We start from the raw sequence: 23531 nt of genomic DNA, 5'->3' as shown, positions 1-23531 counted from the left end.
CGCACCCCACCGAACCGAAGGAGCTTTCCCATGATCACCTCCACGCCCCGCATCTTGCCGATGGCCTCCCACGGCTGCAACTGTTGCGGACCTGCCTCACGTACCGACACCGCCTCCATCCCTGCCACCAGCGACTCGTCGGCAGGAGGGTCCTCCCCTAGCTACCAGGTCACCGGCCTGACCTGCGGGCACTGCGCGAAAAGCGTGACCCAGGCCCTTCAGGCCCTCCCCCAGGTCGACGACGTCCAGATTGATCTCGCTGCTGGTGGAGTTTCCACCGTCACGGTCACCGGTGTCGTACCTCCGAAGATGGTTCGCCGGGCCATCGAGGAGGCCGGCTACACCGTCTTATCCTGATCAGTTTTACCCATCATCTCGACCCCGACCGGGTTGAGCGAAAGGAACGTCATGAGCACTCCCCACCATTCGGGTGATCACCATGGTGATCACCCCGCTCCGGAAACAGACCACACCCACCACCCGGATCATGCCAGCCACGAACACCACGCAGATGCCGACACCCACGGCCAGGCGATGCCCCACGATCACCCGCACTCCGCCCTGGACGAAGACCACCACGTTCATGGTCACGGCGAACACGCCGGACACAGCACCGCAATGTTTCGGGACCGCTTCTGGTGGTCGCTGATTTTATCCATTCCCGTCGTTATTTTCAGTCCCATGGTCGCCGACCTGCTCGGCTACCACCTCCCGGCATTCCCCGGATCCACCTGGATCCCCCCGGTGCTGGGCACGATCATCTTCGTCTACGGCGGCACGCCTTTCCTCAAGGGCGGATGGAAAGAACTGAAATCCCGCCAACCCGGGATGATGCTCCTGATCGCCATGGCCATCACCGTGGCGTTTGTCGCCTCCTGGGTCACCACTCTGGGGCTGGGCGGTTTTGATCTGGACTTCTGGTGGGAGCTGGCCCTGCTGGTGACCATCATGCTGCTGGGCCACTGGCTGGAGATGTCCGCTCTCGGGGCCGCGTCCTCCGCGCTTGACGCGCTGGCTGCCCTGCTGCCGGATGAGGCCGAGAAAGTCATCGACGGGACCACCCGCACCGTGGCCATCTCCGAGCTGGTCGTCGACGACGTCGTGCTGGTGAGGGCCGGTGCCCGGGTGCCGGCCGACGGAACCATCCTCGACGGAGCCGCTGAATTCGATGAGGCGATGATCACCGGCGAATCCCGTCCCGTCTTCCGCGACACCGGTGACAAGGTGGTCGCCGGTACCGTGGCCACCGACAACACCGTCCGCATCCGGGTGGAGGCTACCGGCGGGGACACCGCCCTGGCCGGGATCCAACGCATGGTTGCCGACGCCCAGGAGTCCTCCTCCCGGGCCCAGGCCCTGGCGGATCGGGCGGCGGCGTTGTTGTTCTGGTTCGCGCTGATCTCCGCTCTGATCACCGCGGTGGTGTGGACCATTATCGGCAGCCCGGACGATGCCGTGGTGCGCACGGTCACGGTGCTGGTCATCGCCTGCCCGCATGCCCTGGGCCTGGCGATTCCTCTGGTCATTGCGATCTCCAGCGAGCGGGCCGCGAAGTCCGGGGTACTCATCAAGGACCGGATGACGCTCGAGCGGATGCGCACCATCGACGTGGTGCTCTTCGACGAAACCGGCACCCTGACCGAGGGTGCGCACGCGGTCACCGGTGTCGCGGCAGCTGCCGGCGTCACCGAGGGCGAGCTGCTGGCCCTGGCCGCCGCCGCGGAGGCCGACAGCGAGCACCCCGTGGCCCGCGCCATCGTGGCGGCCGCGGCCGCCCATCCCGAGGCCTCCCGTCGGCAAATCCGTGCAACTGGTTTCAGCGCCGCCTCCGGCCGGGGGGTCCGGGCCACTGTTGATGGCGCTGAGATCCTCGTGGGCGGGCCGAACATGCTGCGCGAGTTCAACCTCACCACCCCGGCCGAGCTCACCGACACCACCAGCGCCTGGACCGGGCGTGGGGCCGGTGTGCTCCATATTGTCCGCGACGGTCAGATTATCGGTGCGGTGGCCGTCGAGGACAAGATCCGCCCCGAATCCCGCGCCGCTGTGAAAGCCCTGCAGGACCGCGGGGTGAAGGTCGCGATGATCACCGGCGACGCGCAGCAGGTGGCCCAGGCGGTTGGTCAGGACCTAGGCATTGATGAGGTCTTCGCCGAGGTCCTGCCCCAGGACAAAGACACCAAGGTCATGCATCTGCAGGACCGGGGTTTGAGCGTGGCCATGGTCGGTGACGGTGTCAATGACGCCCCCGCTCTGACCCGCGCGGAGGTCGGTATCGCCATCGGTGCCGGCACGGATGTGGCCATGGAATCTGCCGGGGTGGTCCTAGCCAGTGATGACCCGCGGGCAGTGCTGTCGATGATTGAGCTGTCCCAGGCCAGCTACCGCAAGATGATCCAGAACCTGATCTGGGCCTCTGGCTACAACATCCTCGCCGTGCCGCTGGCCGCCGGAGTGCTCGCCTCGATCGGGTTCGTGCTGTCCCCGGCCGTGGGCGCGATCTTGATGTCTGCCTCGACCATCGTGGTGGCCCTGAACGCCCAGCTGTTGCGCCGCATTGATCTGGATCCGGCTCACCTGGCTCCGACCGAGTCGAAGGAGGAACACACTACGCCTACTCCGGCATCCACCGCCATCGACACTGCCTGAAGCTCACTGGCTACTCTGGATCTATGAGACCTATTTTTATGGTCATGCGTTGTTGACTGACTATTCTTTCTGCTTGATCGCTATGGGTCACGATAGATTTTTACCATTGGAGCTCTTTGTTGTCGCCGATTTACCCAGTCGCAGCGTTGTCTGCTAGGTCTCCGTTGAATACCCAGCCAACAAGAAATGATGGGAGATAAAGTGCGGGTGCGGCAGTCATATGCAGAGCGGGCTTTCGAATACGTTGCGGCGCTAGGTGATGTCGACAGCATGGATCCACTAGACGTTAACCTTATAACTGATTGGGGGATGAATATTCATGCTCCTTTGCTTGATGCTGGTTCAGGGCCAGGTCATTGGACTGAACTCCTGCGTAGTTTGGGCTGTGACGTCACGGGTCTCGATATAGTTCCAGAATTTGTTGACTCGGCACGCCAGCGATTTCCTCTAGCCACCTTCGAGACAGGTAACCTTTTGGATATGCCGTTCGAAATCTTCTAGATTCGACGGGATCCTTGCTTGGTATTCACTCATCCATATGACACCAAAAGAACGCCGCGCAGCTTTAAGAGAGTTTTCTAGGGTCCTCAAACCGAAAGGAACTCTCCTTATCGGGGCGTTCCTAGGGCAGCAGGGCGTTTCGTTTAACCATGCGATCACAGAGGCCTTCTACTGGTCGGAAGAGGGATTGGTTACCTATTTGGAGTCTGCGGGTTTTCAAGTGATCTCCGTCGATACTCGTGATTCCGAAGGTAGGCGACCTCATATTTCAGTGCTAGCTCGACTTCCTTAGGAAGACTCATGGAGTACGGACCAACTACCCCAAATCGACACCTATCCCAAGGATCTACTCTGAAAACATCAGTATTCAAGATGATTACAGACCTGCCCTTTGTTGTCATTCGATTGCCTGCATAAACAAACATCTCGCCAATGTCTGACGCATCCCACATGAGACAAGACCACCTAAGAATGTTGGCAAGCGAGGAAAATCTGCGGCTCCAGGAAATTCTGCAAAGGCCTATTCGACTTTGATGCCACGAAGTTGACGACTACAAAAGCCAACCCGATGGGTTCCAGATACCCAATCAGCCGCCATACCTAGGGCTCTCCCACTCCATCCCCACAGGTACGATTCTCGGCATGATCTCACATAAAAATAGAAGAAACCGGAGATCACAAACCCTTTCGAGTTTGTTACCGCCGGTGTCGCAGTTTGTACAACTGCTCAGCGTGCCCGGGGCGGTGTCTGGTTCGGAGACATCGTTCCGCATGTCTCATGAGATCGTTCCGGTCCAACCAGCACCAATGTCTCACCACATCGATCCGGTAGAAAACCCGGAAGCTAAAACTGCCCAGACACGACGAAAAGCGATGTCTCGAGACATCGATCCTCTGCGGCTTTCCGCACCGAAGTGGGGGCTCTGAGAGTATGCCCGTGCGAGGCTCAGCGCTGGTACTTCTAGCGCCTTCAGGAGCAGTTCTAGGTGTGTCGCTAACAACTAACGATAACTGAGGCCAGAACTAGGTCCCGGCTATTGTGTTGAAAGCCCGCAAACGGGACACGATCTTGGCCCGCACAGCTGCCTGTCCCTCGGAGAACTCGGGACGTTGCGGATACCCGCTGTCGTTCACGGTAGATAAGGGCGAAAAATTTTGAACTTCTGGCCCCTAATTACCGTGTACGACGTCCTGAACGTCGGCCTTCCCGAAACGACGACAGCCCCGCACTCTCAACGAGAAAGCGGGGCCGTCACAGCGTGCCCGGGGCGGGACTTGAACCCGCACGTCCTATAAGGACACTGGCACCTGAAGCCAGCGCGTCTGCCAATTCCGCCACCCGGGCAGGGTATTGATGTCTTGGCGACTAGCTAACTCTAGCACGCAGTCCCGCATATTGAACAAATCCGCTGGCAAACTGGAGATTTTTCCCCAATACACAGGGAACTTTGCCGCGCGCGTCTACGTTAAATAGAGGAAAGCCACCTATACTGTTCCTGCTATATCGCTGTATTCCACCAACGCAGTGCAACATTTCCCTGGAACACCCTGAAAGGAGGACGGCACTTCCCCATGACATTGCTCGAGAAACTCGCCAAGCTGGATTCCTCCCTGCAGCGCGGACTGGACAACGGCATGGCCTTTGTCTTTGGCGGCAAGGTCGTCCCCGCAGAAATTGAGGAGCTGCTCAAGCAGGAGGCACAGGACAACCTGTCCCGCGGTGATGACAGCAAGCTGTACAGCCCCAACGTCATGACCGTCGGTGTGTCCTCCAAGGACATTGAGAACCTCTCTCAAGATCGGGATATTCCTTCGGATCTGTCTGACCAACTCACTCGCTTCATCCGCAACAGCGGCTGGTCCCTCGCGGGGCCGGTCATCGTGCGGATTGCGGAGGAGTCGGGCCTGCGCACGGGGCAGCTGCGCGTGTCGTCCTTTTTGGACCACGAGCCCACTGAGGAAACGGGATTCGATGCGATTTTCCACCACGACCACGGCCAGGAGGACCCTATGACCCAGCCGCACAACGCCGACGAGGCAGCCACCACCGCTTTCATGGTGCCGAACCCGAACGACCCGGCGCCCACCCCGCAGGGCCCAGCGGTAACCCTCATGCTGCAGGACGGCTCCTCGCGGGTCTACCACGTACAGGAGGGGTCGAATATCCTCGGCCGCAGCAATGACGCGGACCTGCGCCTGCCGGATACGGGTGTTTCCCGCCAGCACGCGGAGATCACGTGGAACGGTCAGGACGCGGTGCTGGTGGACCTCCAGTCCACGAACGGCACCACGGTCAATGACACCCCGATTGAGAACTGGCTGCTGGCCGATGGTGACGTGATCACCCTCGGCCACTCCCACATCGAGGTCCGCATCACGGGCCTAGAGAACCAGAACTACTAAGCCCCACACCGTCTAGCGTAAGGATTTTCCATGGACTCGATCGTGCTGCTCTCGCTGCGCATCGGCCTGCTGGTGTTGCTGTGGCTGTTTATCTTGGTCGCGCTCAACGCCATGCGCCGGGACGCCAATAAGGCCGCCGGCGTGTATCAGGCACCGACCCCGGTGAAGGGGTCACAGAGGCGTCGAGAAGCGCCGCGTGAAATCACGATCGTCGAAGGCCCCCTGCGCGGCTCCCACATGGAGCTGGGCACGCTGGAGGATTGCACGATGGGCCGCGCGCAGGACTGCGACTTTGTCACCGGGGATGATTTCTCCTCCGGGCATCACGCGCGTCTGTTCCGCCGCGGCAGCGAGTGGTTCGTGGAGGACCTGGAGTCCCGCAACGGCACCTTCGTGGGCGGTGCCCGCATTGACCAGCCGGAACGCGTTGGCGTGGGGTCTGATATCAAGATTGGCCGAACGACCGTGAGGTTGATGGCATGACTTTTAGCCTGAAATTTACTGCAGTGACTGACCGCGGCTTGGTCCGCGGCAACAACGAGGATTCGGCCCATGCGGGCCCGCATTTGCTCGTGCTTGCCGACGGCATGGGGGGCCACGCCGCCGGCGAAGTTGCCTCCACCACGATGGTGGAGCACATGTCCTCACTGGAGCGCGATCCCGGCGACAACGACATGCTTGCTCTCCTCGGCGCCGCCGCCGAGGACGCCAACGCGGCCATCCGCGAGCACGTGGGCAAGCACCCGGAGACCGAGGGCATGGGCACCACGCTCACGGCGATGCTGTTCAATGGCTCCGAGTTCGGCGTGTGCCACGTAGGTGATTCACGCGGCTACCGCCTGCGCGACGGGGAGCTGGAGCAGATCACCAAGGACGATACTTACGTCCAGTCCCTGGTGGACGAGGGCAAGCTCAACCCGGAGGATGTCTCCTCCCACCCGCAGAAGTCCCTAATCCTCAAGGCCTACACCGGGCGCCCGGTAGAGCCCACCCTGTTTACGCTGGATGCGCAGGAGGGCGACCGGATCATGCTGTGCTCCGACGGTCTTTCCGACCCGGTGACCGCGGCCACCATCGAGCAGGCGCTGAAGCAGGGTTCGGTGGAGGACGCCGCCGCCATGCTGCGGGACCTCGCGCTGCGCTCCGGCGGGCCGGACAACGTCACCGTGGTCTTGGCCGAGGTGGTCGAGGGCGCACCGGAGAAGGACCCCACCCCACTGACCGTGGGCGCCGTCCAGGGCGTGGTCCCGGAGGAGTCCCACCCGAATTCTTCCGCCAGCCGCGCCGCCAAGCTCATCTCGCCCCCAAAAGCACAGGCCGCTGAGGGCACGACCCCCGAGGGCGCTTCGGACACCCAGGATTCCGAAGGTTCCGAGAGCACTGCCTCCCCGCAGCGGCCAGCGTCCCGTCGGCGTCGCATCGGGTGGAAGGTCATTGCCGCCCTGGCAGTGGTTCTGGTGCTCGTCATCAGCGGCGGACTGTGGATGAAGAATTACCTGGGCAGCCACTACTACGTGGCCACCGGTGAGGACGACGTGCTCACCATCCAGAAGGGCGCGGACTTTGACCTCTTCGGCCGCCCGCTGCACCAGACCTATCAGCACGCGTGCTTAAACAAGGACAACGCGCTGCGGCTGGGCGCGGACGAGTGCGCCGAGGACTTCGCGCCCTTTACCCTGCAGGCGCTTCCGGAATCCGAGCGCGCCGCCGTGGGCAACCTCGACGGCGGATCCTACGACGAGGTGCAAACGCAGCTCTCGCGGCTGTCGGACAAGGCGCTCAAGCCCTGCAGCACCAGCTCGAAGGACGCGAAAGATAGCGCGAAGAAGGATTCCGGCTCATCGGCCAAGCAGACACAGAAGCCACAAAAGCCACAAAAGCAAGGAAACTGCCGGGAGGTGAAGTAAGTGAGCAAGCTCTTTTCACGCGGGACCGAGTTCGGCCTGCTGGTGCTGGCCACGATCGTCTTCGCCATCACCCTGGTCAGCCTGGAGCTCTCCCAAGGCAATGTGCTGACACTCGACGTGCTCTACCTCATCGGCGGGTTCATCGGCGTCTTCGCCGTGGCCCACCTGGTTTTGTGCTTCTTGGCGCCCTTCGCGGACCAGATCATGCTGCCCATCGTGGCGGTGCTCAACGGGACGGGCCTTATCATGCTGCAGCGCCTGGATCTGGCCAGCGGCGGCGGGCTCGCCGTGCGCCAGGTCATGTGGACCATCGTCGGACTCATCCTCTTCGCCCTTGTGCTGGTGCTGCTGCGGGATCACCGCTCGCTGACGCGCTACTCCTATATTTTGGGTGCACTGGGCCTCATTCTGCTTGCATTGCCGCTGGTGTGGCCGCAGCCGCCGGGCGTGGAGGCCCGCATCTGGCTGTGGCTGGGGCCCTTCTCCATCCAGCCGGGCGAGTTCTCCAAGATCCTGCTGATCTTGTTCTTCGCCATGCTGCTTACCCAGAAGCGTTCCCTGTTCACCGTGGCCGGCTACAAATTCCTGGGCCTGTCCCTTCCACGCCTGCGTGACCTCGCGCCCATCCTGGTGATCTGGGGCATCGCGATTGTCATCATGGGCATCTCTAACGACTTCGGCCCCGCCCTACTGCTCTTCAGCACGGTGCTGGGCATGCTGTTCATGGCCACCAACCGCGTGAGCTGGCTGCTCATCGGCGTGATTCTGGTTGGTGTCGGCGGCTTTGGCATCTACCAGATTTCGGACAAGATTCAGCAGCGCTTCTCCAACTTCCTGGATCCGCTGGGCAACTATGACACCACCGGCTACCAGCTCTCCCAGGCGCTGTTTGGCATGTCCTCCGGCGGCATCACGGGCTCCGGCCTGGGCCAGGGCCACCCGGACATGGTGCCGGTGGCGCACTCGGACTTCATCCTGGCAGGCATCGGTGAGGAGTTTGGACTCATCGGACTCGCCGCGGTTCTGATCCTGTTTGCCATGCTCGCCTCTCGCGGCTTCCGCGCCGCGCTCACCTGCCGCGATACCTACGGCAAGCTGGTTGCCTCCGGCCTGTCGCTAACGCTGGCCGTGCAGGTCTTCGTGGTCACCGGCGGCATTTCGGCGCTGTTGCCCATGACGGGTTTGACCACGCCGTTCATGTCCGCGGGCGGTTCTTCCCTCATGGCTAACTACATGCTGTTGGCCATCCTGCTGCGCATTTCCAACGCGGCCCGCCGCCCCGCGCGCGAGCTCACGTCCAATGCGCCAACTGATACGTCCATGTTCCCCGCCATCCAGGAGGCTACGCGATGAATAAGTCGATCCGCCTCGTCTCTCTTTTCGCTGTCCTTCTCACCGCTGTGCTGCTAGTGAACCTCACGGTGGTGCAGGCCTTTTCTACGGACAAGTACGCGCACAACTCCCGGAACGTGCGTGGCTACATGGAGATGCGCACCACCCCGCGCGGCCAGATCTTCGCGGGGGATACGGTGCTGGCGCAGTCTACTGCCGATTCCGAAGGGAACTACTCCCGCTCCTACCCCACCGACTCGCCGGCCTTCTCCAACATCACCGGCTACCTGTCGGAGCGCTTCGGCGCCTCCCAGCTGGAGGCCTCGCAGAACGACGTCCTCAATGGCAAGGATGATTCGCTGCTGGCCCGCAACTGGCTCGACGTGCTCTCCGGCAAGCCGCAGGTGGGCGCGAACGTGGAGGTCACCATTGATCCGGCCCTGCAGCAGGCGGCCTACGACCAGCTGGCCGGCGCGGGCTACAACGGCTCCGCCGTGGCCATCCAGCCCTCGACCGGCAAGATTCTGGCCATGGCGTCCTCGCCCAGCTACAACGCCTCCGATCTCATGGGGGATCAGGCCGGCGAGAAATGGTCCGAGCTACAGGAGCAAGACGGCAAGCCGCTGATCAACCACGCCACGCAGGAAACCCTGCCCCCGGGCTCCATTTTCAAGATCATCACCACCGCCGCGGGCCTCAACAACGGCTTCACTCCAGAGTCCACACTGACGGGCGAGGCGTCGATTACGCTGCCGGACTCCGTGACGGAGCTGACCAACTACGGAAACCAGGCCTGCGGTGGGTCCCAGAGCGTTAGCCTGCAGACCGCCTTCGCGTTGTCCTGCAACACCGCCTTCGTCCAGATGTCGGAGCAGATCGGCGCGGACGAGCTGCGCAAGTACGCCGACGGTTTCGGTGTGGGCGATGACTACTCGCTGGGCGTCGACAGTTCCGCCGGCACCCTGGGTGAGCTGGGCGACGGCGCCCAGGTGGCCCAGTCCGCCATCGGCCAGCGCGACGTCACCATGTCCGCGCTCCAGGCCGCCATCATGGCCGGCACCATCGCCAACAAGGGCAAGCGCATGGAGCCCTACCTCATCAACCGCATCACCGACGGCCAGATGAACGAGCTGCGCACCACGCAGCCGCGCCAGGCGGCCGAGGCCGTGGATGAGAACACGGCGGAGACCATCAAGAACCTCATGTTCGCCTCCGAGCGCTCCACGTTCGCCTACGACGGCAACGGCTTTGCCTCGAAGACGGGCACGGCCGAGCACGGCGAGGGCCTGGCCCCGCACGTGTGGTACGTGGCCTTCGACCCGGACAAGGACATCGCGGTGGGCGTCGTGGTCAAGGACGGCGGCCACCTGGGTGAGGGCGCTACCGGCGGCCAGGTTTCCGGCCCCATTGGGCGCGCTATCCTGCGCGCATACGGAGGTGAGCAGTAGTGAATAGCGCTGACAACAAAGAGCATCTGCAGGCACTCATCGGTGCGGACTACCAGCTGCAGTGGATCATCGGCCACGGCGGCATGTCCACGGTGTGGCTGGCGGACGACGTCCGCCACGACCGCGAGGTGGCCATCAAGGTCCTGCGCCCGGAGTTCTCCGACAACAACGAGTTCCTCTCCCGCTTCCGTAACGAGGCGGAGGCAGCGGAGTCCATCAATTCCGACAACGTCGTGGCCACCTACGACTACCGCGAGCTGGAAGACAACGGCCGCACCTTCTGCTACATGGCGCTGGAGTACATACGCGGCGAGTCCCTGGCGGATCTCCTGGCGCGCGAGAAGGCGCTGCCGGAAACGTTGGCGCTCGACGTCATGGAGCAGGCCTCCCACGGCCTGTCCGCCATCCACCACATGGGCTTGGTGCACCGCGATATCAAGCCGGGCAACCTCATGATCACCCAGAACGGGCAGGTCAAGATCACCGACTTTGGCATCGCCAAGGCCGCGGCCGCAGTCCCACTCACGCGCACCGGCATGGTCGTCGGCACCGCGCAGTACGTCTCCCCGGAGCAGGCGCAGGGCCTGGATGTCACGCCGGCCTCGGACGTGTACTCGCTGGGCGTGGTGGGCTACGAGATGCTGGCGGGCAAGCGTCCCTTTACGGGTGATTCCTCGGTATCGGTGGCGCTGGCGCACATTAGTCAGGCGCCGGAGCCCTTGTCGACGTCGATTAGCGCGCCCGCCCGCGAGCTCATCGGCATGGCCCTCCGCAAGGACCCGGGCACCCGCTTTGCCGACGGCAACGAGTTCACCAACGCCATCTCCGCCGTGCGCCAGGGCCAGCGCCCGCCGCAGCCCAAGTCCGCGGCACTCGCACCGCTGGCCGCCGAGCCCTCCCCCTCCGCGTCCACGGAAATGCTGGCCAGCATGGCCAACCCCACCACGGTGCACCCGGCCGTCCCGCCTACCGGCGCGCAGGCCGGAGCCGCGCAGCCGCCTGCCCCGGCGCGCCCCCAGCCGCCGCAGGCGCCACAGAAAAAGAAGAAGGGCGGCTTCGGCGTGGGCCTGCTCATCGCCGTGGCCATCGCCGCGCTCGTGGCTATCGGGCTGATGGGCTATAAGTTCTTCTCCGATTCCTCCGCCACCACCGACCCGGCCGTGCCCTCCACCCCGGACCAGCCCACCGAGATCATCGTCACCGAGACCGTCACCCCGGAGACGACGGAGGAGGATCCGACGGAAGAGACCACCGCGGCGGAGACCACCACCGTGGAGGACAGCCCCACCCAGGTCACGGTGACGACGACGCACTCGGTGGCCCCGGAGACGTCGCCAAGCGAGCAACCGCGCCCCACGCGCGCCTCGCAGAAGCCGGTGCAGCCGACCCAGTCGGAACAGCCGACGGCGGACTACCCGGCCCCGGAGGAGACCGAACCGCAGGTCAATGACAGCCCAGTCTCCGGGATCGCACTAAACTCACAGGGCGACCCCACCGAAGATTCCGCACTACAGGGAGGCCAGTAAGCACCATGGTCAGTGATCGCTACCATCTGCGTCAGTCCATCGGCTCCGGTGGCATGTCCGAGGTGTACGAGGCCGACGACTCCGTCCTGGGCCGCACCGTCGCCGTGAAGATGCTGCGCCCCGACATGGCGCGGGACGTCAACTTCCGTGAGCGCTTCCGCCGCGAGGCCCAGAACTCGGGCAAGCTGAACCACCCCAACATCGTCGCCGTCTTCGATACCGGCGAAAAAGACGTCGACGGCCTGGCGGTGCCCTACATCGTCATGGAGTACGTCCAGGGCCGCACCCTGCGGGACATCATCCGGGAGGACGGCCCCATGCCGGTGGAGGAGGCCGCCCGCGTGCTCAAGCCGGTGGCGGATGCCCTGCAGGCCTCCCACGAGGCGGGCATCATTCACCGTGATATCAAGCCGGCCAACATCATGCTTACCAACACCGGCCAGGTGAAGGTGATGGACTTCGGCATCGCCCGGGCGCTCGATGATTCGACGTCCGCGATGACCCAGACCTCCGCCGTGATCGGCACCGCGCAGTACCTCTCCCCCGAACAAGCCCGGGGCAAGCCTGCCGACGCCCGCTCGGACGTCTACGCCCTCGGCTGCGTCATGTATGAAGCCGTTACCGGGCGCACCCCCTTCGAGGGCGAGACCCCCTTTGCGGTGGCCTACCAGCACGTGCAGGAAGATCCCACCCCGCCGTCGGAGCTTATTGCGGATCAGAACCTGTCGCAGCAGCAGCGCCTCAACGTGGATGCGGTGGTGCTCACCGCCATGGCCAAGCACCCGGCCGACCGCTACCAGGCGGCATGGGAGATGGGCAACGACCTGGATCTTTTGTCCCGGGGCCAGCTGCCGGAGGCGGCGCGCTCCCACGTGGGCGAGGACGATCACCCCACCACCATGGTGGCGCCAGTTTCTGCGCAGCACCGCGCGCCCGTGGCGTCGACCCGCCCCTCCCCGGAGGACGAGGAGGGCGGCTCCGGCCTGAAGTGGCTGGCAGCGCTCCTGGCCGCCGCGCTGCTGGCCATCATCGGCTACTTTGCGTGGGACTTCTGGGACAGCTCCAAGCAGCAGGAGCACGAGCAGGAACAGGCGCAGCGCGAAGCCGAGCGGAAGACCGAGATGGTCACCGTGCCGAAGGTGGCGGACCGCCCGCGCAACGAGGTGGTCCAAGAGCTGGAAAAGCTCGGCCTGCTGGTGACGGTGAATGAAGAGCCGAACCCGGATATTGCCCGCGGCAAGGTCATCCGCATTAACCCGGCGGAGGGCTCGGAGCTGCAGAAGAACTCCACGGTCACGCTCACCGTTTCCTCCGGCAAGGAGCTTGTCGACGTCCCCGATGTCACCGGCATGACGCAGGAGCAGGCAGTGCAAGCGCTTGGCGACGCCTCCCTGGAACTCGACGACGACGTCAAGGAAGTCAACGACGACGCCCCCGCCGGCGAGGTCATCTCGCAGAACCCATCGGGCGGCACACAGCTGGCGAAGGGCTCGAAGGTGCGCCTGACGGTGTCCAAGGGCCAGAAGGAAGTCAGCGTCCCGGACGTCGCCGGCATGGATCGGGACAGCGCGGTAGAGATGCTGTCCTCCATGGACTTCGAGGTCAACGTCACGTCCATCGACTCCGAGAAGCAGGAGGGACAGGTCCTCTCCGTGGCGGAGAAGGATCGGAAGCTGCCCAAGGGCTCCACGGTGAACCTGGAGGTGTCCAATGGCATGATGATCCAGGCGCCTGACCTGCTGCATTCCACGCAGGCGGACGCCGAGTCCGCGCTGCGCGCCAAGGGCTGGACCGGTTCCCTCGACGTGGGTGAGCGCATCCCCACGACGAACCCGATTGACGCCGACAAGATTGGGTGGGCCTCCGCCAATCACGGCGACACCATCCGCAAGGACGCCACCATTCACGTCCGCTTCTGGCAGCTGGACCCGGCGGCCCTGTTGCCCCAGTAGCTCCCGCTCCTGGCGCTCGACACACGCCCCCGGCCAGCACGACCCCACGGTGGCACCTCGTGCTGTACGGGGGCCTGCTGCTAAGGTATCCCTCAGATAAAGAGACATTTCCCCCTCCCTAAAGGTGTAATAATGCCAAAGTCCAAGATCACGGAAGGTTCCGCCCTTCCGCAGTCCTCCAGCTCTGCTACGAACCGCACGCCGGTCAAGATCAATGCGGAGGGCACCCCGAAGTGGTACATCGCCATCATGCTGGGCCTCATGCTCATCGGCCTGCTGTGGCTCGTGGTGAACTACTTGGCCGGCGAGTCCATCCCGTTCATGCAGGAACTCGGCCCGTGGAACTACGGCATCGGCTTCGGTCTGGCCATCATCGGCCTGCTGATGACGATGGGATGGCGCTAAACTCCGCCCTTCGGAGCGTTCGGGCTGTGCAGCGATGAAATCTTCGCGGTTTTACAGCATTGCCGGTGCCGGCTGCATCATCTTGGTGATGCTGACTGTCACGGTGAACAACTCCTCCCTTTCTGCTGGCGCACTCGTACTTGCGGGCCTCGGCGTGTGTCTCACGCCGCTGGCCGTCAGCCGTCCCTTCGTGGCGGCCAGCTTGTACGGTGCGCTTTTTGCTGTCACCATCTGGTACCCGGACTGGCGCTCCTTCCTCCTGTTAGCGTGGAGCCCCGTCATCGTGGGCATCGTGGCGTTTTATAAGCGCTGGGTGTGGGCGATTCCTCCCGCGGTCATGCTCACGCTGGTGGTCACGACAGATCCCGGAAGAAACTTCATCCTCGACTTCGATCCTCTCAGCTTCTCGTTTCCTGTCGTGCTCTATACGGCTGCCATCGTCATCGGCGCGGTGGTGCGCAAGGCCCGGGACCAACGCATCGCCGCCGAAGAGCGCGCGGCCGCCGAGCGCGAATCTCTCATGACCGCCCTGCATGATTCCGTGGCGGCGACCTTGACCTCCGTGATCATGCGCTCGGAAACGCTCGCGCTGACCCAGACCGACCCCAGCCCCGCAGACACCGCCGAGGCGATCGCGGACGACGCCCGCAAGGCCATGGCTGAGGTACGCGACCTGTTGCGCGTGATGAAGAACGAGAGCGTCACCAAGGGCGTGAAATCTCTGGATGAGGATCTTGAAACCATGATTAGTTTCCTCAGCAGCCATGGCTTCCACTGCGAGCCGCACGTTGAGCTTGGCAAGATCGGCCAGCAAGCCCTCCCACAGAAGCTGGAGCTTGTGTTTTCGGAGCTCGCGGTGAACATCCTCAAGTACGCAGTGCCCCAATCCCGCGTGGTTATTGAGGCTGCCGGCTCCGCCAAGACCCTTAACTTGTGCATTAAGTCCGACATTGCGCAGCGCCAGTCCCGCGAATACATGACCACTAGCTTGGGTCTGGGGGAAATCGCCCGCCGCGTGCGCCGGGCGCAGGGCAGCTTTGGCAGCGGCAAGGAAGGCGAGCAATGGGTCACGCGCATGAGCCTTCCTGCTGCTAGTTTGCGGAAAATACGGTAGAGTGGTGCAGTAGTCTTTCGATCCTTGAATATAAGAGGTCACATATGCGCACTTCTCTTGCTATTGCCACCGCAGCGCTGGCCCTGTTCTCCGCACCCGTCGCCGGTGCGTCTGAGACCGCCGCCGCTGCCGAGTCCACCACTGCTGAAGCCACCACCGTCAATGAGTCCGAGTCCACCGGCTTCGGCTTCTACAGCTCGTTTGCTCGCGACTTCGCTGACGAGTTCCGCTGCTCCACCAGCCCGCAGCGTTGGTGGTGCGGGGGCTAATACCACGCCCTCGACCCTTGTGACCACGTATCTCCCATGAGTATTCGGGTCTTCCTTGTGGATGATGACGAGCTTGTCCGCTCCTCCTTCCGCATCTATTTCCAGACCGCCTCAGACATCACGGTGGTCGGTGAAGCAACCAACGGTGCCGACTGCTTGGCTCAGCTCGAAGAGACCAAGCCGGATCTCGTGTTGGCTGATATTCACATGCCGCAGATGGACGGCATTACCCTGCTCAAGCACCTCAATTCCGCGCCGAATCCGCCAACCTTCTTAGCTGTCACGGCGTTCGATTCGGACGACACGATGCTGAAGATTCTGCGCGCCGGCGGCGCTGGCTACATCCTGAAGAATCAGCGCCCGCGCTCCATCATCGACGCTGTCCGTGAGGCAATGGAGGGCGGCACCGTCGTCGCCCCCGCCGCCATGCACCGCTTGGTCGACTACATTGGCCAACCCGCCGCACCCCGCGACCCGGTAGCAGCCGCGATCGAAGGCCACGACCTCCCAGAGGCAGAGGTTGCGGTGCTCAAGCTTCTCTTGGCCGGCAACTCCAACTCCGAGATTGCCACGGCCACGGGCTACTCCGAGTCCGCCGTGAAGAAGCACGTCTCTCGGCTCATCACCGAGTTCGGAGCTTCCACGCGCCTCAACCTAGTAACCAAAATCCTGGGCGGCGTAGGCAACTAGCTATCGCCTCATAGCCACTGGCATCCCAACCCGCACACGGGCGCAAGTCGATTCAGATCGCTACAGATCATTCACGCTTTCGCCCGTGCTTGTCGTTTTGGCATTTTCCACAGGCGTCCACAGCGCCAACAGTGTCAACACCATGGGTATAAAGTTATCCACAGGCTGGGGATAACTCTGTGAAAATCGAATTCCACAGTTCTTCTCCACAGCCTGTGGATAAGTGTTTTCACGCTCCCCACAGGGCGTTCAAAAACCGCAATCGAACGCGATTCACCTGCTGATCTGCGGGTTTCTTGGCCCAGGTGTTCGGGGAATTACAAGAATGTAGTTATCCACAATGTGGATAACTGGTGTGGATAACTTTCGCACAAAGGTTTTGGTGAATAACACGCCCGAGTTATCCCCAAAGCCCAGCTCGCAGGGCCGCTAGGACGGCAACCGCCACTCCTGTAATTTCAATTCCCAGCCAGCGCACCCAGGTCCGCTGGCGAAACACGAAGGGAGCGAGCACCAGACCTGTAAGCAAACCGCCCACATGTCCCCACACCGACACGTTGTCCGCGATGAAGCTATAAATGACATTCGCCACCACGAGCACCACGGGCGCGCGCAGGTTCAGGCCGCGACTGCGATAGACACCAATGAGCAAGCCCATCAGCGCAAACAGCGCGCCCGAGGCACCCACCGTGGGCGTGCCAAAGTCCATCCAAAGCACCGCCGCCGAAGAACCCACTACAGAAATGAGGTAGGCCGCGGCATAGAGCACACTTCCAATCGCGCGCTCGACCTCCCTACCCACAAACAGCAGCATCACCATGTTGACCAGAAGGTGCCCGGCGTCGAGGTGCATGAAGCCGGCCATGAGCACCGAATACGGCCGGCTAGCCACGTCTGGGCCCCACAGTGCCCAGTCCTGTGCCATTTGGCTGAGATAGAAGGGGTCTGACAGGGACTTCGCCTGCACGGCGGTAGTCAGCCACGCGCCGATGCACAGGACCATGAACACCGTGGTGGCCGGCGCTGACTTCACATAGTTCTTCATTATGGCTCCTTAAAACGCATCAAACCCGCCACCACGTCGCGTGGCAGCGGGCTTGGGGATGAGCGCGAAAGCGCTTAGGCGATCTCGATGGACTCGATGACAACGTCCTCAGCAGGACGGTCCATGCGGTCGGTGGAGACCTTTGCAATCTTGGACACGACCTCCTGGGAAGCCTTGTCGGTGACCTCGCCGAAGATGGTGTGGTGGTTGTTCAGATGCGGGGTCGGCGCCACGGTGATGAAGAACTGGGAGCCGTTGGTGCCCGGCCCGGCGTTGGCCATGGCCAGCAGGAACGGACGGTCGAACTGCAGCTCCGGGTGGAACTCATCCTGGAACTGGTAGCCGGGGCCGCCACGACCGGTGCCGGTCGGGTCGCCGCCCTGGATCATGAAGTTATCGATGATGCGGTGGAAGATAGCGCCATCGTAGAACGGGCCGGACTGCTCGCCCTTTGCGTTCTGGGTGGTGTAGTCCTTCTCGCCCTTAGCCAGGCCGATGAAGTTCTCCACCGTTACCGGTGCGTGGTTACCGAACAGGTCGATAACAATGTCACCGTGGTTGGTGTGCATCGTTGCAGTTGCGGTCTTCTGAGTCATGCCTGCCATTGTATGGAATTTTCCTCCACCTCGCCGTTGCGCCGCGACGCTGTCAGCGATCTGCGTAGGGTTGCACTCATGATCCGCGCCGTTCTCTTCGACCTCGATGACACCCTCATGGACCACGCCTCCGCCATGCATGCGGCCGTAGAAGACTGGCTTCCGGGAGGTCACCAGCAGCGCTTCGCCGAGTGTGAAAAGAAATGGTTTGCCGCCTACGAGCGCGGTGAGGTCAGCCACCAGGGCCAGCGCATAGGGCGCTGCCGCGAGTTCCTGGGCCGGCCGGACATGTCGGAGCAGGAGGCGCTGGCGGAATACGATACGTACCTGGCTGCCTACGAGCGGCATTGGCGCGCGTTTGATGACGCCCTCCCGGCCCTCCACCACGTCCTGGCGCAGGGTTTCCAGGTCGGCATTCTCACCAACGGTGCCCGTGAGATGCAGTTGGGCAAGCTGCGGGTGGGCGCACTCGATCTGCCCGAAGTAGAACTCTTTCCCACCGTTGAGATGGGCCACCCGAAGCCGCATCCGCAGTCCTACCTCGAGGCCTGCCGGCGGCTGGGCGCGGAGCCAGACTCCACCCTCATGGTGGGTGATTCCCTGGCCAACGATGTGGAGGGCGCGCGGGCAGCGGGCCTGAAGGCACTGCACCTCGACCGCTCTGGGGGCGGCGATATCTCCTCGTTGGCAGAGCTGGAAGCACTGGACTTCGCAGCGCTGTAGCAAGCACTGCACAACGGGCAAAAGCCCTCCCCGCGTGGGGAGGGCTTAAGACCTAGTGCGCGCGGGGCGCGGGCGCTTAGAGGCTGGCGCGGACCTCGTCACGGGCGAGGACCAGGTTGCGCAGGGAGGCCTCGGTCTCCTCGTAGCCGCGGGTCTTCAGGCCGCAGTCCGGGTTGACCCACAGGCGCTCCACCGGGACGTGCTTGAGAGCGGCGCGGATGAGCTCGGCCATCTCTGCCACGGACGGGATGCGCGGCGAGTGGATGTCGTAGATGCCCGGGCCGATTTCGGAGTGGAACTTCTCATCGATGTCCTCGAGGAGCTCCATGCGGGAGCGAGCTGCCTCGATGGAGGTGACGTCGGCGTCGAGGCCGGCGACGGCGTCGATGATCTGGCCGAACTCCGAGTAGCAGAGGTGGGTGTGGATCTGGGTTGCAGGCTTCGCCTGCAACGAAACCACTCGGAAGGAGCGCACGGCCCAATCGAGGTAAGCCTTGCGGTCCTCCTCGCGCAGCGGCAACAGCTCGCGCAGGGCGGGCTCGTCGATCTGGATGATGTCGATGCCGGCTTCCTCGAGGTCACGCACTTCGTCGGCCAGCGCGACGCCTAGCTGGTCGGCGGAGACGGACTGGTGGACGTCGTCGCGCACGAAGGACCAGGCCAGGATGGTTACCGGGCCGGTGAGCATGCCCTTGACGTGCTTGTCAGACTGGGACTGGGCGAACTTCGCCCACTCGGTGGTCATGGCCTCCGGGCGGGAGATGTCGCCGACGACGATCGGCGGACGGGTGCAACGGGAGCCGTAGGACTGGACCCAGCCGTTCTCGGTGACCACGAAGCCGTCGAGAAGCTCGGCGAAGTACTGCACCATGTCGTTGCGCTCCGGCTCGCCGTGGACCAGGACGTCCAAGCCCAGGCGCTCCTGCAGCTCGATGACGCTGGTGACTTCCTTGCGCAGGGCTTCGGTGTAGTCGGCGTCGGACAGCTCGCCCTTGCGGTGAGCGGCACGCGCGGCGCGAATCTCGGAGGTCTGCGGGAAGGAGCCAATGGTGGTGGTCGGCAGGACCGGCAGGCCGAGGGACTCCTGCGCCTTGTTGCGCTCCGCGAACTCCGGCTGGCGCTGGACCTGGCCCTCCGGCAGCTGCGCGGTGCGATCCTGCACGGCCTGGTTGTGGGTGCGGGAGGACTCGGCACGGGTGCGCACGGCGCGGTCGGCCTGAGCGTAGGCATCCGGGGCGTCGAGGGGGCCGGCGGCCAGTGCGACGACCTCGCGGACCTTCTCGTCGGCGAAGGCGAACCAGGTGGCCACATCGACCGGCAGGGAGGTCTCTGCCTCCACGGTGTGCGGCACGTGCTGCAGGGACACGGAGGTGGTCACGCTCACGCCGTCACCCAGGGTCTCGAGCTTCTCGCGCAGGTCGCGCAGGTTGGCAGCCCAGACGTTGCGGCCATCGACAAGGCCGGCGGCGAGGTGGGTTGCCTCGGCGAGCTTGGCGACGCGCTCCAGGTAGGAGTTGTCCAGAGCCAGCGTGCCCACGGAAAGGTCGACCTGGGTGGCCTCCGGCTTGAGCTCGGCAATGGCGTCGAGGCCCGCGTTGAGGGAACCATACGGCGAGGTGAGGTAGACCTGCGGGCGCTTCTCGGCACCGAGGATGCGGCCGTAAGCGGTCTTGAGGGCGGCGGCGAGGGTGGCGTCGTCAGCCGCGGCGAGGTCAGCAACCAGGGCCGGTTCTGCCAGCTGGATCCACTCCACGTTGGCGTCGTGAAGCGCGGCCAGCACGGTGAGGTAGGACTCCACCAGCTCGTCGAGGCGGTCGAGCGGCTGCGTGGTGGCGCCCTCTGCCTGCTTGGACAGGGCCAGAAGGGTCACCGGGCCCACGAGCACCGGGCGCACGGCATGGCCAGCGGCGCGGGCCTCCTCCACGATCTTGAGCACGCGCTGCGGGCGGGCAGTAAAGGACTGCTCGTCAGCGATTTCCGGGACGATGTAGTGGTAATTGGTGTCGAACCACTTGGTCATCTCCAGCGGCGCGGTGTCCTTGTTGCCACGGGCCAGAGTGAACTCGTCGTCCAGGCTCTCGCCCTCGACGGCCCCCACGGTCAGGGCGGTCTCGAGAACATGGTCGTAGTAAGCGACATCGGCCGGGATGGCATAGTCCTCGCTCAGTCCCAGGTCCTTGAGGCGGGCGTAGGTGTCCAGGCGCAGGGAGTGCGCGGCGGACTCGAAGGTCTCGGCGTCAATCTTGCCGGACCAGTAAGACTCCAGCGCGCGCTTGAGCTCGCGGTGGGCGCCTACGCGCGGATAGCCCTCAATGGTGGCCTTGGGGAATGGTGCAGTCATGGTGTCACTCCAATTCGGTTAAGCAGGTCAGTCGTAATGTCAGGATTGTTGTGCGTGTAGATGTGCAGCCCGTCGGCACCGGCCCGCAGGACGGCTTGGGCCAACGCGGCTGTAAGCTGCATGCCTATTTCTTTTTCTTCCTCCGGGGAGGTCGCTGCCGCGAGCTGGTCCAGCACGCCCCGGGGGGCGTCCAGCCCGGACAGCTGGCACATTCGCTCCACCCGGGCCCGGCTGATCATCGGCATGATTCCCGGGATGAGCGGGATCCTCACCCCGGCCAGCCGGGCGCGCTCGGCGAAGCGGACGTAATCCTCCGCGTCGAAGAAGAGTTGGGTGATGGCGAAGTCCGCGCCGAGGCGCTGCTTGGCCAGGAGGACATCGAGGTCCTCGTCCGGGGTGGCGGATTCCGCGTGGCCGCTGGGGTAGCAGGCCACACCGACGGCCAAGCGGCCGGCGGCAAGGCGCGCCACGCGGGCGGACTCCCAGCGGCGGATGAGCCGGACCAGGGAATCTGCGTGCGGCAGGTGGCCTTCGGGCATACCGCCCTCGGGCAAGTCACCGCGGAGGGCAAGAAGGCCGCGCACGCCGGCGTCCACCAGGCGCTCAATCCAGGCCTCGAGTTCTTCCTCGGTACCGGCAGTGCAGGCCAGGTGGGCCAGCGGGCGCATGGAGGTATCGCGGGAGATCTTCTCAATGAAGGCGGCGGTGCCGTCCAGCCACCCGGAGCGCTGCGAGCTGGTCACCGCGATGTAGTCGGGGTGATAGGCGGTCAGTGTGGCAAGCAAACGGTCGATCTTGGCGGCGTCGGCGTCGTGCCGCGGCGGGATCACCTCGAAGGACAAGGCGGGGCGCGCGGCGCGCTCGGGTATATCTTCGCTGATTTGGTCTAGTGGTGCCGACGCGGACATCCTCGGGGACATGCTCACCTCCTCTGCAGGTCATCTGGGTAACTGTTCTGTGCTGTTGCGAAAAAACGTACCAAGCTGTTCATTTCTGCGATAGGCGCCTGGGCTTTAGTATTACCATTCCGAGGCACTTAGCTGCACCGTTACGCCAAAAGCCAAGTGAATAAAATCGCCGCGTTCCGTACAAAGCTGTCTATTTCGGCGCGCGGTTGCTGCTCCCCACACGTGGTGGCGGGCCGTGCGCAGCGCCACTACGCTGGTGAAGAGTTCCCGAATGTAATGAGAGAGACTTAGGCTAAACCCAGATAAGGAGCGCCTGCCCCATCATGAATCCCACCGCCCTGAACACAGTGCTCAACGTGGCTTCCTCCCTGCGCAGCCGCCTCAAGGACTACCGCGAGGAGAAGGCGCGTGACGCGTACACCGTGCTCGAGACCGCTGCCGCCCGGATGGACGAGCGCGATAATGACTGGTTCCCGGAGGCCCGCCGTGAGGCCGGCGCCGTGACCAAGGCGGCGCACGCCCGCCTCGAGCGCGCCCTGGAGCAGCTCAAGGAGCACAGCGACGAGGCCACCGAGAAGATTTCTGCTGCCGCCACCGATGCCCAGGAGACCGCCTCGAAGCGCCTGAGCAAGGCCCAGAAGAACGCCGAGAAGAAGGCGGCCCAGGCCCGCAAGAAGGCCTCCAAGAAGTCCGCCAAGGTGCAGAAGAAGGCCAAGAAGCGCGCCCAGAAGCTCTCCCGCAAGGAGCAGAAGAAGGGCTCGAAGGTCTGGCTGATCTCCGCCATCGTGGCTGCCTTCGCCGCCGTGGCCGGTGGCGTGTACTACTTCTTCACCCAGAAGAAGCAGAAGGAGTCCGAGGTCCCGCCGCGCGTGGAGGACTTTGCCACCCCGTCCACCACCGCCCCGCAGGGCTCCACCTTGGTCTACACCTCCACCACGGAGGATGACGCCAAGGCCCCCGCGGCCACGGCAACCACTGCCGGCGCCAACGCCGTTCCTACCCACACCTCCGATCTGGCAGAGGACGGCGTGGTCGAGCGCGACGAGGAGCTGCTGGGCTCCCTGGATGAACAGCTGGCTCAGCACCGCGAGGAAGAAAACGCCATCCGGGACGCCATCGAAACCGAGATCGAGGTCAGCAACGCCGATAGCGAAGGTGCTGACACCGCCCGCCTCACCGATGACCACGAGGCCGAGGGCAAGCACCGCCTGCGTACTGACGAGGACAACTAGTACTGGCAACTAGCGCAGACCGCTAAGCGGCGACTCCGCAAACCAGATCCCCACAACCCTCTCCCCGCCTTTGGGGGGGAGGGTTTACGTTGTCTTGATCTCAACTCTTTGCCCCCACGTGGGCAAACTGATTCAATTCTAGTAACCGGCATCGATCCTCTTAAAGGGTTGGTGCCCGCGCGCATTTTTATGCTCGCGCATTGTGTGGGTTTTATTGGATTATCGAGTAATCGATTTTTGTCAGCACCAAGGAGATAAGGCGTGAGCTTCGAGTCCCTCGTAGTCAAGCTCAAAGGTGGGGACACCTTCTACTTCCCGGCGGGCGCCGTGGCGGGGGACCCTTCCCCCCGCGTGGACAACCTCCGTTTCGCCATTGAGAACGGCACCACCTTTCATTCGGTGGATGATTACGGCGTGATTCGTGAGTTCAACGGCTACGACGTGGACAACTACCACCTGTCCTAACCCCCCCTTCAGAGCACGCCGAGGT

General features: G+C 63.6%; 22 protein-coding genes and 1 tRNA gene. 18 read left to right on the top strand and 5 right to left on the bottom strand.

Features of this window, described 5'->3' with window-relative positions; translation table 11 throughout:
* The first annotated feature begins 30 nt into the window (after window positions 1–30).
* The 4 genes from ACKFR8_RS09145 to ACKFR8_RS09130 all read left to right on the top strand — a co-directional run bounded on the left by ACKFR8_RS09145 (window position 31) and on the right by ACKFR8_RS09130 (window position 3442).
* Window positions 31–357 (top strand): heavy-metal-associated domain-containing protein, encoded by a 327-nt coding sequence (locus ACKFR8_RS09145; protein ID WP_408929852.1) that lies wholly within the window; start codon window positions 31–33, stop codon window positions 355–357.
* 51 nt (window positions 358–408) lie between these two features.
* Window positions 409–2649, top strand: a complete 2241-nt coding sequence (locus ACKFR8_RS09140; RefSeq protein WP_408929851.1) for a copper-translocating P-type ATPase — start codon at window positions 409–411, stop codon at window positions 2647–2649.
* Between the two features lie 186 nt (window positions 2650–2835).
* The gene (locus tag ACKFR8_RS09135) at window positions 2836–3150 is read left to right on the top strand and encodes a class I SAM-dependent methyltransferase (RefSeq protein ID WP_408929850.1); all 315 of its coding nucleotides are present in this window, start codon (window positions 2836–2838) and stop codon (window positions 3148–3150) included.
* Window positions 3151–3187: 37 nt separating this feature from the next.
* On the top strand, window positions 3188–3442 hold the full coding sequence (locus ACKFR8_RS09130) for a hypothetical protein (protein WP_408929849.1): 255 nt from the start codon (window positions 3188–3190) through the stop codon (window positions 3440–3442).
* 968 nt (window positions 3443–4410) lie between these two features.
* Here ACKFR8_RS09130 and ACKFR8_RS09125 read toward each other — a convergent pair.
* Window positions 4411–4495: transfer RNA gene (locus ACKFR8_RS09125), tRNA-Leu, on the bottom strand.
* A gap of 227 nt (window positions 4496–4722) precedes the next feature.
* Between ACKFR8_RS09125 and ACKFR8_RS09120 the strand changes: the two genes are divergently transcribed.
* From ACKFR8_RS09120 to ACKFR8_RS09070, 11 genes are all read left to right on the top strand, one after another.
* The gene (locus ACKFR8_RS09120; RefSeq protein ID WP_408929848.1) at window positions 4723–5553 is read left to right on the top strand and encodes a DUF3662 and FHA domain-containing protein; all 831 of its coding nucleotides are present in this window, start codon (window positions 4723–4725) and stop codon (window positions 5551–5553) included.
* Window positions 5554–5583: 30 nt separating this feature from the next.
* Window positions 5584–6036 (top strand): FHA domain-containing protein FhaB/FipA, encoded by a 453-nt coding sequence (locus ACKFR8_RS09115; RefSeq protein WP_408929847.1) that lies wholly within the window; start codon window positions 5584–5586, stop codon window positions 6034–6036.
* A complete protein-coding gene (locus ACKFR8_RS09110; RefSeq protein WP_408929846.1) occupies window positions 6033–7460 on the top strand; it encodes a PP2C family protein-serine/threonine phosphatase in 1428 nt (475 codons plus the stop codon). Before ACKFR8_RS09115 ends, ACKFR8_RS09110 begins: the two co-directional genes overlap by 4 nt.
* Window positions 7461–8813, top strand: a complete 1353-nt coding sequence (locus ACKFR8_RS09105; protein ID WP_408929845.1) for an FtsW/RodA/SpoVE family cell cycle protein — start codon at window positions 7461–7463, stop codon at window positions 8811–8813.
* Window positions 8810–10240: a penicillin-binding transpeptidase domain-containing protein gene (locus ACKFR8_RS09100; RefSeq protein ID WP_408929844.1), complete on the top strand. Its 1431-nt coding sequence runs from the start codon at window positions 8810–8812 to the stop codon at window positions 10238–10240. The genes ACKFR8_RS09105 and ACKFR8_RS09100 overlap by 4 nt, the downstream gene beginning before the upstream one ends.
* A complete protein-coding gene (locus tag ACKFR8_RS09095) occupies window positions 10240–11766 on the top strand; it encodes a serine/threonine-protein kinase (RefSeq protein ID WP_408929843.1) in 1527 nt (508 codons plus the stop codon). Before ACKFR8_RS09100 ends, ACKFR8_RS09095 begins: the two co-directional genes overlap by 1 nt.
* A 5-nt stretch (window positions 11767–11771) precedes the next feature.
* Window positions 11772–13718 (top strand): Stk1 family PASTA domain-containing Ser/Thr kinase, encoded by a 1947-nt coding sequence (pknB, locus tag ACKFR8_RS09090; protein ID WP_408929842.1) that lies wholly within the window; start codon window positions 11772–11774, stop codon window positions 13716–13718.
* A 132-nt stretch (window positions 13719–13850) separates the two neighbouring features.
* Complete coding sequence (gene crgA, locus ACKFR8_RS09085; protein ID WP_296134293.1) at window positions 13851–14123, top strand: cell division protein CrgA; 273 nt, start codon at window positions 13851–13853, stop codon at window positions 14121–14123.
* A 34-nt stretch (window positions 14124–14157) separates the two neighbouring features.
* Window positions 14158–15237 carry a sensor histidine kinase gene (locus ACKFR8_RS09080; RefSeq protein ID WP_296134296.1) on the top strand — a complete coding sequence of 360 codons (1080 nt, stop codon included), beginning with the start codon at window positions 14158–14160 and terminating at the stop codon, window positions 15235–15237.
* A gap of 44 nt (window positions 15238–15281) precedes the next feature.
* Window positions 15282–15506 (top strand): hypothetical protein, encoded by a 225-nt coding sequence (locus tag ACKFR8_RS09075; protein ID WP_296134297.1) that lies wholly within the window; start codon window positions 15282–15284, stop codon window positions 15504–15506.
* A gap of 36 nt (window positions 15507–15542) precedes the next feature.
* Window positions 15543–16196, top strand: coding sequence for a response regulator transcription factor (locus ACKFR8_RS09070; protein ID WP_408929841.1), 654 nt, complete (start codon window positions 15543–15545; stop codon window positions 16194–16196).
* A gap of 400 nt (window positions 16197–16596) precedes the next feature.
* Here the strand turns inward: ACKFR8_RS09070 and ACKFR8_RS09065 are convergent, their stop codons facing one another.
* Both ACKFR8_RS09065 and ACKFR8_RS09060 read right to left on the bottom strand, forming a co-directional pair.
* Complete coding sequence (locus ACKFR8_RS09065; RefSeq protein WP_408929840.1) at window positions 16597–17241, bottom strand: rhomboid family intramembrane serine protease; 645 nt, start codon at window positions 17239–17241, stop codon at window positions 16597–16599.
* 74 nt (window positions 17242–17315) lie between these two features.
* The gene (locus tag ACKFR8_RS09060; protein ID WP_296134302.1) at window positions 17316–17846 is read right to left on the bottom strand and encodes a peptidylprolyl isomerase; all 531 of its coding nucleotides are present in this window, start codon (window positions 17844–17846) and stop codon (window positions 17316–17318) included.
* Window positions 17847–17915: 69 nt separating this feature from the next.
* Between ACKFR8_RS09060 and ACKFR8_RS09055 the strand changes: the two genes are divergently transcribed.
* Window positions 17916–18560, top strand: a complete 645-nt coding sequence (locus ACKFR8_RS09055; protein WP_408929839.1) for an HAD family hydrolase — start codon at window positions 17916–17918, stop codon at window positions 18558–18560.
* Window positions 18561–18636: 76 nt separating this feature from the next.
* Here ACKFR8_RS09055 and metE read toward each other — a convergent pair whose 3' ends face one another.
* The gene (gene metE / locus ACKFR8_RS09050) at window positions 18637–20901 is read right to left on the bottom strand and encodes a 5-methyltetrahydropteroyltriglutamate--homocysteine S-methyltransferase (protein WP_408929838.1); all 2265 of its coding nucleotides are present in this window, start codon (window positions 20899–20901) and stop codon (window positions 18637–18639) included.
* Entirely contained in the window at window positions 20898–21821 is a 924-nt protein-coding gene (locus ACKFR8_RS09045) for a methylenetetrahydrofolate reductase (protein ID WP_408929837.1), read from the bottom strand. Before ACKFR8_RS09045 ends, metE begins: the two co-directional genes overlap by 4 nt.
* 311 nt (window positions 21822–22132) lie before the next feature.
* On the opposite strand from ACKFR8_RS09045, the gene ACKFR8_RS09040 reads away from it, so the two are divergent.
* Window positions 22133–23041 (top strand): hypothetical protein, encoded by a 909-nt coding sequence (locus ACKFR8_RS09040; protein ID WP_408929836.1) that lies wholly within the window; start codon window positions 22133–22135, stop codon window positions 23039–23041.
* A 261-nt stretch (window positions 23042–23302) separates the two neighbouring features.
* Window positions 23303–23506, top strand: a complete 204-nt coding sequence (locus ACKFR8_RS09035) for a hypothetical protein (protein ID WP_296134854.1) — start codon at window positions 23303–23305, stop codon at window positions 23504–23506.
* Window positions 23507–23531 lie beyond the last annotated feature (25 nt).

It is taken from the genome of Corynebacterium axilliensis, from assembly GCF_046097495.1.
Classification (GTDB): Bacteria; Actinomycetota; Actinomycetes; order Mycobacteriales; family Mycobacteriaceae; genus Corynebacterium.
This window is presented reverse-complemented; position numbering and strand designations above follow the sequence as displayed.

Bases quoted from the DNA above. Each gene is read 5' to 3' on its own strand.
- ACKFR8_RS09080 (WP_296134296.1), top strand. From the start codon at position 14,158: ATGAAATCTTCGCGGTTTTACAGCATTGCCGGTGCCGGCTGCATCATC.
- ACKFR8_RS09040 (WP_408929836.1), top strand. From the start codon at position 22,133: ATGAATCCCACCGCCCTGAACACAGTGCTCAACGTGGCTTCCTCCCTG.
- crgA (WP_296134293.1), top strand. From the start codon at position 13,851: ATGCCAAAGTCCAAGATCACGGAAGGTTCCGCCCTTCCGCAGTCCTCC.
- ACKFR8_RS09075 (WP_296134297.1), top strand. From the start codon at position 15,282: ATGCGCACTTCTCTTGCTATTGCCACCGCAGCGCTGGCCCTGTTCTCC.
- ACKFR8_RS09130 (WP_408929849.1), top strand. From the start codon at position 3,188: ATGACACCAAAAGAACGCCGCGCAGCTTTAAGAGAGTTTTCTAGGGTC.
- ACKFR8_RS09110 (WP_408929846.1), top strand. From the start codon at position 6,033: ATGACTTTTAGCCTGAAATTTACTGCAGTGACTGACCGCGGCTTGGTC.
- ACKFR8_RS09065 (WP_408929840.1), bottom strand. From the start codon at position 17,241: ATGAAGAACTATGTGAAGTCAGCGCCGGCCACCACGGTGTTCATGGTC.
- ACKFR8_RS09070 (WP_408929841.1), top strand. From the start codon at position 15,543: ATGAGTATTCGGGTCTTCCTTGTGGATGATGACGAGCTTGTCCGCTCC.
- ACKFR8_RS09045 (WP_408929837.1), bottom strand. From the start codon at position 21,821: ATGTCCCCGAGGATGTCCGCGTCGGCACCACTAGACCAAATCAGCGAA.
- ACKFR8_RS09100 (WP_408929844.1), top strand. From the start codon at position 8,810: ATGAATAAGTCGATCCGCCTCGTCTCTCTTTTCGCTGTCCTTCTCACC.
- ACKFR8_RS09140 (WP_408929851.1), top strand. From the start codon at position 409: ATGAGCACTCCCCACCATTCGGGTGATCACCATGGTGATCACCCCGCT.
- ACKFR8_RS09055 (WP_408929839.1), top strand. From the start codon at position 17,916: ATGATCCGCGCCGTTCTCTTCGACCTCGATGACACCCTCATGGACCAC.
- ACKFR8_RS09060 (WP_296134302.1), bottom strand. From the start codon at position 17,846: ATGGCAGGCATGACTCAGAAGACCGCAACTGCAACGATGCACACCAAC.
- metE (WP_408929838.1), bottom strand. From the start codon at position 20,901: ATGACTGCACCATTCCCCAAGGCCACCATTGAGGGCTATCCGCGCGTA.
- pknB (WP_408929842.1), top strand. From the start codon at position 11,772: ATGGTCAGTGATCGCTACCATCTGCGTCAGTCCATCGGCTCCGGTGGC.
- ACKFR8_RS09145 (WP_408929852.1), top strand. From the start codon at position 31: ATGATCACCTCCACGCCCCGCATCTTGCCGATGGCCTCCCACGGCTGC.
- ACKFR8_RS09120 (WP_408929848.1), top strand. From the start codon at position 4,723: ATGACATTGCTCGAGAAACTCGCCAAGCTGGATTCCTCCCTGCAGCGC.
- ACKFR8_RS09115 (WP_408929847.1), top strand. From the start codon at position 5,584: ATGGACTCGATCGTGCTGCTCTCGCTGCGCATCGGCCTGCTGGTGTTG.
- ACKFR8_RS09135 (WP_408929850.1), top strand. From the start codon at position 2,836: ATGATGGGAGATAAAGTGCGGGTGCGGCAGTCATATGCAGAGCGGGCT.